The following is a 14,855-nucleotide window of genomic DNA, read 5'->3' on the forward strand; positions in this document are numbered from 1 at the left end:
ATGCTCAAGCGCCTCCTGATCGCCCTCGCCCTTCTGATCGTTGCCGGCGGTGCCGCCTGGTACTGGCTCAGCCGCCCGGACCTCGCCACGCTGCCCGAGATCGCCGTCACCGGCCGCGAGCCCGAGATCAGCGAGCCGCGCTACCAGAACATTCCCACGGTAGGCGTCGCAAAGGCGGTCGGCTGGCCGGCGGGCGCGATGCCCAAGGCCGCGGCGGGCCTCAAGGTGCAGGCCTTTGCCGGCAAGCTCGATCACCCGCGCTGGCTGTACCAGCTGCCCAATGGCGACATCCTGGTCGCCGAGAGCAACTCGCCGGCGCGCGACAAGGGCGGCATCACCGGCTGGGTGATGGGCATGCTGATGAACAAGGCGGGTGCCGGCGGCGCCTCGGCCAATCGCATCACCCTGCTGCGCGACAGCGACGGCGACGGCGTGGCGGATATGCGCACCGTATTCCTTACCGGGCTCAACTCGCCGAGCGGGATGACGCTGGCGGACGGGTCGCTCTACATCGCCAATACCGATTCGCTGGTGCGATACCCCTATCTGGAGGGGCAGACCAAGATCACCGCCAAGCCCGAGAAGATCCTGTCGCTGCCCGGCGGCGGCAATCACTGGGCACGCAACGTGGTGGCCTCGCTCGACGGCAAGCATCTCTATGTGAGCATCGGCTCGTCGTCGAACATCGCTGAGGACGGGCTGGAAGCCGAGGGCCCGATCTACACCGCCGGCAGCCCCGGCCAGATGGCCGCAGCCGCCGCACAGCCGACCAATCGCGCCGTGATCCTCGAGGTCGATCCCGCCACCAAGACCAGCCGGATCTTCGCCTGGGGCATCCGCAACGCCAATGGCATGGCGTTCGAGCCCAAGACCCAGGCGCTATGGGCCGTGGTGAACGAGCGCGACATGCTCGGCTCGGACATGCCGCCGGACTATATGAGCCGCGTCGATCTCGGCGCCTTCTTCGGCTGGCCCTGGCAATATTGGGGCGGCTATGAGGACAAGCGTGTCGAGCCCGGCCGCCCGGACCTGCGCGAATATGTCCGCCGCCCGGACTTCGCGCTGGGCGCCCACACCGCCCCGCTGGGGCTGACCTTCGCCGACGGCGCGCGGCCGGGCGGCGCCTACACCAACGGCGCGTTTGTGGGGCTGCATGGGTCGTGGAACCGCCAGCCGCCCTCGGGCTACAAGGTCGTGTTCGTGCCGTTCGGAGACAACGGCTTCCCCGCCAAGGGCGCCAAGCTGCAGGATGTGCTGACCGGCTTCCTCAACGCCAAGGGCGAGGCGCAGGGCCGGCCGGTGGCGGTGATCACCGGCGCGGGCGGTGCACTGCTGGTGGCGGACGATGTCGGCAATACGATCTGGCGGGTGAGCGCGGCGCGCTGACCCGCCCCGGGGTCTCAGGCGAGCAGCCGGGGGCCTTCCTTCGCCAGCATCTCGCGCACCTTGCCGGCGAACAGCGCGAGCATGCCGGGGAGCGCGATCTCGGCATGCACCTGCGTGTCAGCCACGTCGAGCCGGCTCGTCACCGTCTGGCCCATCGCGGCGACGGTGAAGTGGAGGCTGTCGCCTTCCCAGCGATGCTCGACGGTGGCACCGCCGGGGATCTTGTCGGCCAGCCGACCGATCTTCGAATCGATCCGAGCGCGGGCGCCTTCGCGGCCGAGCTGGTGGGGAATGTCGACGCTGATCGTCTGTGGGGTCATTTTGCGAATACCATGGCGTCATCGGCGAACGCCTTGAATTCCAGGGCGTTCCAGCTGGGATCGCGGAAGAACATCGTCGCTTGCTCGCCGACCTGGCCCTGGAAGCGGATATGCGGCGCGATTCCGAAGGCGACGCCGGCGGCCTCCAGCCTGGCGGCGAGCGCGTGCCAGTCCTCCATCGTCAGCACCACGCCGAAATGCGGCACGGGCACGTCATGGCCATCGACCGGGTTGGTGGTCGCAACCGGTTTCGCGGCGGCATCGAGGTGCGCGACGATCTGGTGGCCGAACAGGTCGAAGTCGACCCACTGCTTCGACGAGCGTCCTTCGGGGCAGCCTAGCAACTCACCATAAAAGGCGCGGGCGGCGGCGAGGTCGTGGACCGGGAAGGCGAGATGGAAGGGGCGTGGCATAGGCTTGGCTTAGCGCCGGGGCGGGGTGCGGACAACGGTGCGGCCTTTTGATTTCACGCGAAGGCGCGAAGGCGCGGAGAAGAGAAGGTAGTTCGCGCAGAGGCGCAGAGAGCGCAGAGGGTGCAGTTCTCGCGACGGGCAGGAACTCCAATGCGGGTTGAGATTCAGCGCCTGCGGCGAGGCGATCGCGCTCTGCGCTCTCTGTGCCTCCGCGTGAAACACTCTTTCCTTCGCGCCCCCGCGCCTTCGCGTGAAACACAAAGAATCCAGCACTCACCCGTCGGCGAGCTGCTCGCCGCGATGCCAGCGGCACAGGTTCGCCCGCGCCTCCTGCACGAAGGCCGAGCGGCGCAGCACGCCGAGCAGCGTATCGGCGATCCAGCGGCCGGGGTTGCGCAAGGGGCGGCGGAACTGGATCAGCAGCACGATGCGGGTATGGGCGCTGTCGTTCCACACCTCGTGATCATAGGTGTCGTCGAACACCAGCGTTTCGCCCTCGGCCCAGCGGACGGTGCGACTGCCGATCCGCATGCGGACGTCGCCGTCGCGCGGCACGACCAGGCCCATATGGCAGGTGAGCAGCCCCTTGGTGACGCCGCGATGCGCCGGGATGTGGGTGCCGGGCGCGAGGATCGAGAACATCGCGCTGTTGAGGCCGGGCACCTGCTCGATCAGCCGCGAGGTGTGGGGGCAGCGCGCGAGATTCTCGTCGACCCGGTAGCCATAGCCCCAGAGGAACAGGCTGCGCCATTTGCCGAGCGGTGCGATCGCGCGGTGATCGGGGGAAATGGCCGCGAGCGAGGGCGCGCCGGGCTGGGTGCCGATCGCCGCCAGCGCCTCGTCGCGAATCGCTTCCCAGTCGGCCCGGAGCGCGGCGGTCCAGGGGAAGGCGCGCATGTCGAGTACGGGCGTGTTGGGGACGAGCGAGGAGGCCGCGATCAGCCGGTCGAAGGTGCCGCGTAGATGCTTGCCCCAGCGCAGCAGCAACGGGCGGGGGCTGGGGCGAGCCTCGGGAAGGCGGGCGATTTCGCCCACTCGCCCGATCGGCGCCTCGCTGGTGGCAATGTCCACGCGCAACTTCCCCGCAGCTTCCACGTTACGCCCGGACTTCGGTGCTGCAACGCAACAATCTTCGCCACCGGTCTAGGCCGTCACTTGGGTCCAAAACATGGCGCTGCCGTGGAGTCTTGTGGCGTACATCCGGCAGAAAGGTTGCGGGTGGCATGGCGACCCACTCGCCTCTAGAAAGGGCTTCATGTTCTCACGTCCGCGCATGCCGCGCTTCGCCCTGCTTCTCCTCGCACTCGCTGCTCCCTCGCTGCCCACCCCGGTGCTGGCGCAAGGCCGCCCCGAGGGCGTTCAGACCGCCGAGGATCCCTGGCTCTACAAGGGCAGCGACCTCGTCCATGACGACAAGTGGAAGTTCGGGCGGCTTTCCAACGGCGTGCGCTATGCGGTGCGCAAGAACGGCGTACCGCCGGGGCAGATCTCGATCCGGGTCCGCATCGACGCCGGCTCGCTGATGGAGCGCGATTCGGAACGCGGCTTCGCCCATCTGCTCGAGCATCTCAGCTTCCGCGGCTCGACCTATGTGCCCGACGGCGATTCGAAGCGGATCTGGCAGCGCCTGGGCGTGACCTTCGGCTCGGACAGCAATGCCGCGACGACGTTCATCAGCACCACCTACAAGCTCGACCTGCCCAACGCGACGCCGGAAGGCCTGGACGAGAGCTTCAAGATCCTCTCCGGCATGATGGCGAACCCTGCGATCACGCAACAGTCGCTGACGGCCGAGCGGCCGGTGGTGCTGGCGGAAGGCCGCGAGCAGCCCGCGCCGCAGAAGCGGATGCAGGATGCGCTCTACCAGCTGATCTTTGCCGGCCAGCTGCTGGCCGATCGCGAGCCGATTGGCACCGTGGAGGCGCTCAACGCCGCCACGCCGGCCAGCGTGCAGGCGTTCCACGATCGCTGGTACCGCCCCGAGCGCGCCACGGTGATCGCGATCGGCGACGTCGATCCGGCGGTGCTCGAGGCAATGATCAACAAGTACTTCTCGAGCTGGCAGGGCAAGGGCGAGGCGCCCAAAACCCCCGATTTCGGCAAGCCCGAGGCCGATCACCCGATCGCCGCCAGCATCGTCGAGCCGGCGCTGCAGCCGGTGGCGCTGATGGCGATCGTGCGGCCTTGGACGGTCTATGCCGACACGGTGATCTTCAACCAGAAGCGCATGATCGACATGGTGGCGATCCGCATCCTCAACCGCCGCCTCGAATCGCGGGCGCGCTCGGGTGCCTCGTTCATCGGCGCCGGTGCCGATCTCGACGACATCGCCCGCTCCGCCAACGTCACGACGCTGACCGTGCTGCCCACCGGCGACGATTGGGAAAGCGCGCTCCGCGACGTCCGCGGCACCGCCGCCGAGCTGATGGCGGCGCCGCCGAGCCAGGCGGAGATCGATCGCGAACTGGGGGAGATCGACGCGGTGATGCGCAACCGCATCTCCACCGCGCCCGTGGAATCGGCGGTGTCGCTGGCGGACGATCTCGTCCAGGCGGTCGACATCAACGAGACGGTGACGACGCCCGAGGCTTCCTACGCGATCTTCAAGGGCGCGATCGCGGCACGCATGTTCACGCCGGCGGCCGTCCAGGCCTCGGCCAAGAAGGTGTTCGAGGGCACCGCGACGCGCGCGCTGGTCAACACCCATGCGCCCGATCCGGACGTGGTCCGCAAGGTGACGACCGCGCTGCAGGCCGACGTGAAGGCTGCCGCAATGAAGCGCCGGGCGCTCAACGTGAAGTTCGACCAGCTGCCGCGCATCGGCGCGCCGGGCAAGGTGGTCGAGCGCAAGCGCATCGACCCCGATCTCGCGATCGATGAAGTCACCTATGCCAACGGCGTGAAGCTGCTGATGCGCGAGGACACGTCCGAGACTGGCAAGGTCTGGGTCAATATTCGCTTCGGGCGCGGCCTGCGCGCGATGCCGGGCGACAAGCGCGTGCCGGGCTGGGCGGGCAAGACCGCGCTGATGGCCAGCGGCATCGGCAAGTTCGGCCAGGAAGAGCTCGACGCGCTGACCGGCAACCGCCAGATCGGCCTCGGTTTCGACATCGAGGAAGACGCCTTCGTCTTCCAGGCGCAGACCAACAAGGAGGATCTCGCCGACCAGCTCCGTCTGTTCGCGACCAAGCTGGCCGCGCCGGGCTGGGATCCCAACCCGATTACCCGCGCCAAGGCGGCGACGCTCGCCTCCTATGCCGGCCTCTCGGCCTCGCCCGACGCGGTGCTCGGCCGTGACCTCGACGTGCTGCTCCATGACGGCGATCCGCGCTGGGGCGTGCCGAGCCGCGAGGAAGTGACCGCGCTCACCCCGCAGGCGTTCCGCGCCTTCTGGGAGCCGCTGCTCCAGACCGGCCCGATCGAGGTGGAGATCTTCGGCGACATGAATGCCGATGCGACGGTGCAGGCGGTGGCGGCGAGCTTCGGCGCGCTGAAGCCGCGCGCTCCGGGTGCGGAAAGCGGTGCCCCGGTGCGCTTCCCGGCGCATGTCACGACGCCCGTGGTGCGCACGCATACCGGTGCGGTGGACCAGGCCGCGGCGGTGATCGCCTGGCCGACGGGCGGCGGCAGCGCGGGGCTCGCCGAAAGCCGCAAGCTCGAGATCCTGACCGCGGTGTTCCGCGACCGGTTGATCGAGCAGCTGCGCATCCAGGCGGGGGTGAGCTATTCGCCCAATGTGATGAGCGACTGGCCGCTGGGTCTGCCGAGCGGCGGCAAGCTTGCCGCGTTGGGCATGGTGCCGCCGGACAAGACCGACTTCTTCTTCAAGCTCGCCCGCGACATCGCGGCGGACCTGGTGGCGAAGCCGATCGACGCCGACGAGCTCAACCGCGCGCTGACCCCGCTCAAGCAGCAGCTGCTGCGCATGTCGAGCGGCAACATGTTCTGGATGAACCTGGTCGAGGGCGGCACCCAGGATCCCGCGCGGATCGCGGGAATGCGCAGCCTGGCCAAGGACTATGCCGCGACGACGCCGGCCGAGTTGCAGGCGCTGGCGGCCAAGTATCTGCGGCCGGACAAGGACTGGACCATGGTGGTGCTGCCGGAGAAGGCTGCGAAGTAACAGCGCCGACGAACAGGAGGGCCGGGCGCGAGGAGATCGCGTCCGGCCTTTTCGCGTCAGCTCCGTGCGAAGCGGACGAGATCGGGCAGGGCGTCGGCGAGGCGGTCCATGTCGGCCATGCTGTTGAACAGCGCGGGCGTCACCCGCACGCAGGCGCCGGCCGCGATGCCGTCGCGGTGGACGGTGAAGATCTTGTGCTGGTCGAGCAGGCGTGCCGCGAGCCTGGCATTGGCGTCGCTGCTGGTCACGCCGCGCACCCGGAGCGAGGTGATCGCGCCGTGCGATGCAGGATCGTCGGGCGTCAGCACCTCGATCCCGTCGACCCGCCGTGCGCGCGCCACCCAGCGATCCCGCAACGCGCGCAGCCGCTCGGCCCGGCGGGTGCTGCCGATCGCCTGCTGGAAGGCGAGCGCCGCTGGCACGGTGAGGCTCGCGGCGAAATCATAGGTGCCGAGATGCACCTTGGAGAACAGCGTCTCCGGCCCGCCCGCGGCGTTGGCGGGGTGGCGGTCGATCTTGCCGAGCGCCGCCTTGCGGACGTGGAGAAAGCCGACGCCCAGCGGCGCGCCGAGCCATTTATGCCCGTTGATCGCGACGAAGTCGCAGTCGAGATCGGGCACCGCGAAATCGAGCTGGCACCAGCTGTGCGCGGCATCGACGATCACGTCCGCGCCCTTCGCCCGCGCCAGCGCGGCGATCTCGCGCACCGGCAGCACCAGTCCGGTGCGGTGGCTGAGATGGGTCAGCAGGATCAGCTTGAGCCGCGGATTCGCAGCGAGCGCGGCGGCATAGGCGTCGATCAGCGCCTGACGGCTGGCCGGCTCGGGCAGCGCGATCTTGACCAGCTGCACGCCGCGCGAGCGGATCAGGCTCGCCATGCAGGCCTGGGCGCTGTCATAGTCGAGATCGGCGATCAGCACCGCGTCGCCGGGCTGCAGCCGGTTATAGCCGAGGATCAGCGTCTCCAGCGCCTCGGTGGCGTTGCGGGTTAGGACCAGTTCGTCCGGCGCCACGCCCATTGCTGCGGCGGCCTGGTCGCGCACCGCCAGCAGGTCCTTGCTCAGCCCCCGCCGCGCATAGAAGCTGGTGTCGCGGTTCACCCGCGCGAGCTGTTCCTGATAGGCCGCGAACACCGGCCGGGGCATCATCCCCCAATTGCCGTTCTCCAGCTGGATCACGTCCGCCGGCGGCGTGAACTGCGCCGCGATGCCGCGCCAATAGGAATCGTCGTCCATCGCCCATGCTCCGCTGGAAAGGCCGAGGACGGGTAGCGCGAGGCTCCCCGCGAGCAGCGAACGACGATCCATGATTGGCATCAGAAGCGCAGCTCCACCCGGCCATAGTACTGACCGCCATCGGTATCATAGGGGGCGTTGCGCGAGTAGATCAGGCCGCGATTGGCCTGGTTGGTCGCCTCGGCCGGATAGGTGTCGAACAGGTTTTCCGCACCCGCGCGCAGCGTCAGCATCTTGGTGACGTGGACGCTCACCGAGGCATCGAACAGCGCGATGCCGCCGAAGCGCTGGAACAGCTCGCCGGTCGAATTGCCGGTCACGTCGGTCCAGGACCCGTAATAGCGGCCCCGCAGCATCACGCCGACCTTGCCGAGATCATAGCTGAGCGTGCCGGTTGCGTTGTGCTGCGGCAGGCGCTCCTGGAAGATGCGGCGCTGGGTGTCGTTCGCGATCGACGCGCTGTTGCCGCCGCGCACCTTGGTCTGGTTGTAGTTGTAGGCGAGGCTGAGGTTCGCCTTGCCCGGGCCGACCTGGCGCGCATAGCTCACCACCACGTCGACGCCGCGGGTGCGGGTGTTGAAGTCGTTGGTAAAATAGCTGACCGAAGTGAAGCGATCGGGATTGGCGAAGGTCGCCGGCACCGCGAAGGTGGCCGACTGGCCGAAGCGATCGTCGACGTCGATCTGGTAGAGGTCGACCGTCGCGCCCAGGCCGAAATCAGTCTGGCCGACCAGGCCGGCGGTCAGCGTGCGCGACTTTTCCGGCTTGAGCGGCTTGGCACCCAGGGCCACCGCGATCGGATCGCTCGGCGACAGGCGGCCCTGGTTGAACACCTGCAGCGTCTTGGTGTCGAGGCCCTGCGTCACCTGGCGGGTGTTGAGCTGCGCCGGGGTGGGCGCGCGGAAGCCGGTCGAATAGGTCAGCCGCGCGGCGAGGCCGTGCACCGGCTCGAAACGGCCGGCAAGCTTGTAGGTGAAGGTGTCGCCGAACGCGGAAAAATCCTCATAGCGCCCGGCGGCGCCGAGCGTCACCTTTTCGATTGGCGCCCATTCGAGATCGACATAGCCGGCATAGCTGCGCTGGCTCCACTGGCCGGCCTGGGCCGGGCTGAAGCCGGGGAAGCCGTTGGAGTTGGGCGCAAGGCCGGTCGCAGCACCCGGGCCGACCGCATAGGAGGCGGGGTCGCCGGTGCCGACGCGGTAGGTCTCGACGCGCCGCTCGCCGCCGAACGCGACGTTCACCGGGTCGCCCAGGCCCACCGGCAGGCGGTAGACGAAGTCGGCATTGAGGTTGAACTCGCGCTGGGTCAGCCGGCCGAGATAGAAGCTGGTCGGGCTGTTCGGGCCCAGCGAGGCGTTGAGGCTCTCGCCCAGCGTATAGTCGATCCGGCTCTCGCCCTGCGAGGCGCTCAGGTCGTAATGGAAGCGGTCGCTGGCGTCCCCGCGGACGCCGCCCACCGCCTGATGATCGGCGAAGCGGGTGCCGAAGCGGGGCGTGAAGCCCGCGGGGTAGAGCTTGGTGAAGGAGAAGCCGGGGAAGGCGCTGCTCGCGCCGTAGACCGAGGCGGTGGCTGCGGGATTGCGCCAGTTGAAGTCGGTCACGCCCTCACCGCTCTGCGCGGTGCCGAAGGCGTAGAGCGTCGCGCCCTCTACGAGATCGACATGCGCGTTGACCGACCCGGCGATCCGTTCCTGGTCCGGCTGGCCCCAGCGCTGCACGGGGTTGGGCACGGCGAGCGTCGGGTTGGTGGCCTGGAAGGCGATCGCGTCGGGGCGCTGGCGGGTGCGCGAGGTCGCCTCGGCATGGTCGTACTGGCCGGTGAAGACGATGCTGCCGCGGTCGCCCAGCGCGATGCCGCCGCGCAGGCCGCCCTGATATTCGTTGCCGTCGCCGGCATAATAGCTGGAGGCCTGACCATAGGCGGACATGCCGGGCTTGTCGTCGAGCAGCATGTTGATCACGCCGGCGATCGCATCCGAGCCGTACTGCGCCGAGGCACCGTCGCGCAGCACCTCCACCCGGCCGATCGCATGGGCCGGGGTCGCGGCGAGGTCGGGCGCCTGCGCGCCGCGCGTGCCAAGCAGCGCCGAACGGTGGAAGCGCTTGCCGTTCACCAGCACCAGCGTCTGGTCGGCGGACAGGCCGCGCAGCGTCGCCGGGCGGACGAAAGCCTGGCCGTCGGCAGCGGGGAGGCGCTGGACGTTGAACGAGGGCAGCAGCTGCGCCAGCGTATCGTTGAGGTCGCCCGAGACGCTCGATTCGAGCAACGCGTTCGACAGCACGTCGACGGGGGCGAGCGTGTCGAACTGGGTGCGGGCGCGCTCGCGGGTGCCGGTGACGACGATCTGCTCGCCGCTATCCGGGGCGGCCTCGGTCTGCGCCTGGGCGAAGGCGGCGGGCATGCAGGCGAGCTGCAGCGCGATCAGCGCGCTGCCGGTGCGGAACTTCATCGGTTTCCCCTTGGTGGCCGGGGCGTCCTGCCGGACGCTTCTCAGCCCCGGCCGCTAGGCGTCCGCGATGACGCGGAAGCGACAGTACCAAGACGTTTCAATGAAATACCAATCTATGCCCAATTTGGGGCGAGCGGTCAGTACAACCCGTCCAGCTGCTCCCCATACGCCGCCTTGAGCACATGCCGCCGAATCTTCATGCTCGGGGTCAGCTGCTCGTTCTCGATCGTGAACGCCTGGTCGGCCAGGATGAACTTGCGCACCCGCTCGATCACCGAGAGGTCGCGGTTCACCCGCTCCACCGCCGCGCCGATCGTCGCCTTGAAGTCGGCATCGCGCGAGAGGTTGCGGAACTTGCACGGGGTCGCGGTCCTGGCGCAGAATTCCTGCACCCATTCGGGATCGGGGACGATCACCGCGGTCATGTAGGGCCGCTTGTCACCATAGATCATCGCCTGCAGGATTTCGGGCTGGAGCGTCAGCATGCCCTCGATCTTCTGGGGCGAGACATTGTCGCCCTTGTCGTTGACGATGATGTCCTTCTTGCGATCGGTAATCTTGATGCGGCCCTTGGCGTCGATCTCGCCGATGTCGCCGGTGTGCAGCCAGCCGTCCTTGAGCACGCGCTCGGTCTCGGCCTCGTTGCGCCAATAGCCGTGCATCACCAGCTCGCCCCGCACCAGTATCTCGCCGTCCTCGGCGATGCGGACCTCGACGCCGTCCATCGGCGGCCCGACCGTGTCCATCTTGAGCCCGACCTTGGGCCGGTTGCACGAGATGACCGGCGCGGATTCGGTCTGGCCATAGCCTTGGAGAAAGGTGAGGCCGAGCGATTCGAAGAAGATGCCCACCTCGGGGTTGAGCGGCGCACCGCCCGAGACCAGCGCCTTGATCCGCCCGCCGAACCGCTTGGCGAGCTTGGGGCGCAGCGTGGCGTTAAGCAACAAGTTCATCGGCGCATCGGCGATGCCCGACGTGCCCGCCGCCTTGCGGCTGCCGATCGCCACCGCCTTTTCGAGCAGATAGCTGGCGACGCTGCCCTGCTTCTCCACCTGCTTGGTGATGCGGGTGCGCAGCACCTCGAACAGGCGCGGCACCACGACCATGATGGTGGGGCGGACTTCCTCGATATTCGAGGCGAGCTTCTCCAGCCCCTCCGAATAATAGATCTGCCCGCCGAGCGCGATCGGGAAGAACTGGCCGCCGGTATGCTCATAGGCGTGGGAGAGGGGCAGGAAGGACAGGAACACCTCGTCGGCCCAGCCGAAATCCTCCGAGATGATCGCGGTGCAGCCCTGGCAGTTGTGCAGGATCGCGCCGTGATGCTGCATCACCCCGCGCGGCGATCCGCCGGTGCCGCTGGTGTAGATGATGCAGGCAAGGTCCTCGCGCCGGAAGGTCGCCTGGGCGGCGGCGGTGGCCGCATCGGTGGGATGCGCGGCGATCAGCTCGCGGAAGTCGTGGAACTCCAGGCTGCCCTGCTGGGCAAGCCGGACGTCGTCGATGCCGATGACGATGCGCCCGGCCGAGGAGCGCAGCATCGCCGGCAGCAGCGTCTTGGCGAGCTTGGTGTTCGACACGATCACCGCGCAGGCGCCCGAATTCTCCAGGATATGCTGGTGGTCGCGCTCGGTATTGGTGGTGTAGGTCGGCACCGTCACGCAGCCCGCGGCCATGATCGCGAGGTCGCTGATGCAGAATTCGGGGCGGTTCTCCGAGACGAGCATCACCCGGTCGCCGGGCTTCAGTCCCAGCGCCTTGAGCGCGGTGGCTAGGCTCGCCACCTGTCGCGCCGTTTCGGCCCAGCTGGTCGAGTGCCACGCCCCTCCGGCCTTGTGCCACAGAAAGGGTGCGTCGCCCTTCTCGGCCGCGCGCCGGAAGAACATCGCCACCAGATTATCGAAATGTTCGAGCTTGCGCATTCTCTCTCCCCAGCGAGCGTCGCGTTATTTTCTGCGCGCGTCCCGCATCATTCCGACGGGCGGTTGGGCTTGGCACCCACGCGTTGTATAACCGTTACCGCGCCGTTCTGATCCATGGCCACGCCTTCGCTGCGCGGATCGGCGGCACCGACCCAGCGGCCGCCCACGCGCTCGATCGCATTGGCCTTGAGGCCCATCGGCGCGGCGCGGACGTCCTCGCCCAGCGCGCGCAGCGCCGGCAGCATCGCGTCTAGCTGGGTGCCCTGCTCGGCGGTGGCGGTCTTGCCCGGCGCGTAGAGCAGGCCCAGGCCGATCGCGTCCTGCGCGGAGAGCTTCCAGTCGACCACACCGACGATCGCCTTCGCCACCTGCGCGATGATCGTGGAGCCGCCCGCGGCACCGACCGCAAGCCGCACCTTGCCGTCGGGTCCGAACACGATCGTCGGTGCCATCGAGCTGCGCGGCCGCTTGCCGCCCTCCGCCCGGTTGGCGACCAGATACCCATCCTTCACCGGCACGATGTCGAAATCAGTGAGCTGGTTGTTGAGGATCATGCCGTCGACCGTCAGGCCCGATCCGAACGGCCCTTCGACGGTGGTGGTCACTTCCACGACATTGCCCGCGCCGTCGGTGACTGCGAGATCGGTGGTGCCGGCGACTTCCTGCACGGTGGCGGGCACGCGCTTGGGCGCACCCGGCGGCGTCCCGGCCGCGATGCTGGCCATCGTCCTGGCGGGATCGATCAGCTTGGAGCGGCTGGCGATGTAGGTGCGGTCGAGCAGCCCCTTCAGCGGCACCTGCACGAAGTCCGGATCGCCGAGATACAGGTCGCGATCCGCATAAGCGAGCCGCGAGCTTTCGGCGAACAGATGCCAAGCGGTGGCCGAATCCCTACCGAGATGCCCCATGTCGAAGCGTTCGAGCTGCGCCAGGATCATCAGCACGGTGATGCCGCCCGAGGAGGGCGGGCCCATCGAACAGACCTTGTAGCCGCGATAGCGCCCGCACAGCACCGGCCGCGCCTTGGCGTCATAGGCGGCGAGGTCGCCCGCAGTCATCTTCGAAGGATTGCGGGCCGCGCCATTGACCGTGGCGACCAGCTTGGTCGCCTGCGGGCCGACATAGAAGCTGTCGGGCCCCTGGGTCGCGATGCGTTCGAGCAGCGCGGCCTGATCCTGGTTGCGCACGGTGGTGCCCGCCGGCAGCGGCTTGCCGTCGGCGCCGAAGAACAGCGCGCGATAGGCGGGATCGACATGGCCCGAGAACTGGGTCAGTGAATTGTTCATCCGCGGGCTCAGCACGAAGCCGTCGCGGGCGAGGCGGATGGCGGGGGCGAACAGCTTGGCCCAGGGCAGCTTGCCCGAGCGGCGATGCGCCAGCGCCATCGCGCGGACGGCACCCGGCACGCCGACGCTGCGCCCGCCCGGCACCGCAGCGAAATGGCTCAGCGGCGTGCCGTCGGGGCCGTAGAACCAATGGTCGTCGGCGGCCATCGGCGCGGTCTCGCGGCCGTCGACCGTCGTCATCGCCTTGGTCTTGGCGTCGTAGAGCACCAGGAAGCTGCCCCCGCCCAGGCCCGAGCTCTGCGGCTCGACCACGCCGAGCGCCAGCATCGTCGCGATCGCGGCGTCGGTGGCGCTGCCGCCCTCGCGCAGGATCTCGACACCCGCCGCCGCCGCACGGTGATCGGCGGCGCTGACCATGCCTTGGGCATGGGCGAGCAGCGGCGTGAACAGCAGGAGGAGCAGCGCGACCATTTTCTTCATGGGCCTAGGCGTAGCGCGCTTTGCCCCGGAGGCAAGCGGTCAGGCGAGTGCCCTGGCGATGCTGCGGGCCAGACCGGTCCCGCGATAGAGCAAAGCCGAATAGACCTGGACCAGCACCGCGCCCGCCTCGATCCGCCGCTTGGCCTCGTCAGGCCCGTCGATGCCGCCCGCCGAGATCAGCGGCAGCTGCCCGCCCGAGGCCTCGCGCGCCTCGACCAGCTTGGCGTAGGCGAGTTCCTTGAGCGGCTTGCCCGAAAGGCCGCCGGCCTCACCGGCATCTGCGGAGGCCAGCGGTGGGCGGGAAATGGTCGTGTTGGAGACGATCAGCGCATCGACATGGTGGTCGATCGCCGCGCGTACGGCGCCTTCCAGCCCGGCGCGATCGAGATCGGGTGCGATCTTCAGGAACAGCGGCGTGGTGCCACGCGCGGCATGTGCGGCGGCGAGCAGCTCGTCGAGCGCGGGGCGCGACTGGAGATCGCGCAGGCCCGGCGTGTTGGGCGAACTGACGTTGATCGTGATATAATCGGCATGCGGGGCCGCCTTGGTGACGCCCAGGGCATAATCGGCGACGCGATCGGTCGAATCCTTGTTCGCGCCGACATTGATGCCGAGCACGCCCGGCCGCCGCTTGAGCCGGGCGATGCGCGCCAGCGCCGCGTCGATTCCGCCATTGTTGAAGCCCATGCGGTTGATCACCGCCTCGTCCTCGACCAGCCGGAACAGGCGGGGCTTTGGATTGCCGGGCTGCGGGCGCGGGGTGAGCGTGCCGACCTCGACCGCGCCGAAGCCTAGCCCGAACAGTCCGGCGATCGCCTCGGCATCCTTGTCGAGCCCCGCCGCCAGCCCGACGCGGTTGGGGAAGGTGACGCCTGCGACGGTTACCGGCGTGGCCGACTCGGGGCCGCCGCCGAAGGGGGCGCCCGCGCCGCCCCACAGCGCCAGGGTGCGAATCGCTGCCCGATGTGCCTGCTCAGGATCGAGCGCGAATACCGCTTTGCGAAGAATCTTGCCCATGAAACCGCTCATGCATTGCAAGGCAAACGTCGTCAAAGGCGAGAATGTCGATTCCGTACAATACCGGGCCTCCCGAATCGGGTAGAGCATCCCTGCGACCCGAGGGGTTCCGCTTAACGGGGGGAACCCTTTCCTTTGGGCCCGGCCGGGCAACCGGCCGGGCCTCTTTTCCGTTGCGCTTTGCGCGCGGCCATGCTCCAGCTGTGCGACGAACCGAAGCACA

At 68.6% G+C, this 14,855-nt stretch carries 10 protein-coding genes; 2 read left to right on the forward strand and 8 right to left on the reverse strand.

The annotated features are described in order from the left end of the window. Nucleotides 1–1,386 carry a PQQ-dependent sugar dehydrogenase gene (locus tag BM009_RS13075; protein WP_093297322.1) on the forward strand — a complete coding sequence of 462 codons (1,386 nt, stop codon included), beginning with the start codon at nucleotides 1–3 and terminating at the stop codon, nucleotides 1,384–1,386. Between the two features lie 14 nt (nucleotides 1,387–1,400). Here the strand turns inward: BM009_RS13075 and BM009_RS13080 are convergent, their stop codons facing one another. From BM009_RS13080 to BM009_RS13090, 3 genes are all read right to left on the reverse strand, one after another. After that, nucleotides 1,401–1,706, reverse strand: coding sequence for a polyhydroxyalkanoic acid system family protein (locus BM009_RS13080; protein WP_093296843.1), 306 nt, complete (start codon nucleotides 1,704–1,706; stop codon nucleotides 1,401–1,403). Next, nucleotides 1,703–2,119: a VOC family protein gene (locus BM009_RS13085; RefSeq protein WP_093296845.1), complete on the reverse strand. Its 417-nt coding sequence runs from the start codon at nucleotides 2,117–2,119 to the stop codon at nucleotides 1,703–1,705. The genes BM009_RS13080 and BM009_RS13085 overlap by 4 nt, the downstream gene beginning before the upstream one ends. Nucleotides 2,120–2,392: 273 nt before the next feature. Next, nucleotides 2,393–3,190 carry an aspartyl/asparaginyl beta-hydroxylase domain-containing protein gene (locus BM009_RS13090; protein ID WP_217644200.1) on the reverse strand — a complete coding sequence of 266 codons (798 nt, stop codon included), beginning with the start codon at nucleotides 3,188–3,190 and terminating at the stop codon, nucleotides 2,393–2,395. A 184-nt stretch (nucleotides 3,191–3,374) separates the two neighbouring features. Here BM009_RS13090 and BM009_RS13095 point away from each other — a divergent pair, with 184 nt between their 5' ends. Then, complete coding sequence (locus tag BM009_RS13095; protein WP_093296847.1) at nucleotides 3,375–6,242, forward strand: M16 family metallopeptidase; 2,868 nt, start codon at nucleotides 3,375–3,377, stop codon at nucleotides 6,240–6,242. Nucleotides 6,243–6,298: 56 nt separating this feature from the next. Here BM009_RS13095 and BM009_RS13100 read toward each other — a convergent pair whose 3' ends face one another. The 5 genes from BM009_RS13100 to BM009_RS13120 all read right to left on the reverse strand — a co-directional run bounded on the left by BM009_RS13100 (nucleotide 6,299) and on the right by BM009_RS13120 (nucleotide 14,632). Then, the gene (locus BM009_RS13100) at nucleotides 6,299–7,549 is read right to left on the reverse strand and encodes an aminotransferase class V-fold PLP-dependent enzyme (protein ID WP_368085927.1); all 1,251 of its coding nucleotides are present in this window, start codon (nucleotides 7,547–7,549) and stop codon (nucleotides 6,299–6,301) included. Between the two features lie 8 nt (nucleotides 7,550–7,557). Next, nucleotides 7,558–9,927 (reverse strand): TonB-dependent receptor plug domain-containing protein, encoded by a 2,370-nt coding sequence (locus tag BM009_RS13105; protein WP_093296849.1) that lies wholly within the window; start codon nucleotides 9,925–9,927, stop codon nucleotides 7,558–7,560. Nucleotides 9,928–10,064: 137 nt separating this feature from the next. Then, nucleotides 10,065–11,849, reverse strand: a complete 1,785-nt coding sequence (locus BM009_RS13110) for an AMP-dependent synthetase/ligase (RefSeq protein WP_093296851.1) — start codon at nucleotides 11,847–11,849, stop codon at nucleotides 10,065–10,067. Nucleotides 11,850–11,896: 47 nt separating this feature from the next. Then, nucleotides 11,897–13,615 (reverse strand): gamma-glutamyltransferase, encoded by a 1,719-nt coding sequence (ggt, locus tag BM009_RS13115; protein WP_175488008.1) that lies wholly within the window; start codon nucleotides 13,613–13,615, stop codon nucleotides 11,897–11,899. Nucleotides 13,616–13,654: 39 nt separating this feature from the next. After that, nucleotides 13,655–14,632, reverse strand: coding sequence for a quinone-dependent dihydroorotate dehydrogenase (locus tag BM009_RS13120; protein ID WP_254772280.1), 978 nt, complete (start codon nucleotides 14,630–14,632; stop codon nucleotides 13,655–13,657). Nucleotides 14,633–14,855: the final 223 nt, after the last annotated feature.

This window comes from Sphingomonas sp. NFR04, from assembly GCF_900114095.1.
Lineage (GTDB): Bacteria > Pseudomonadota > Alphaproteobacteria > Sphingomonadales > Sphingomonadaceae > Sphingomonas.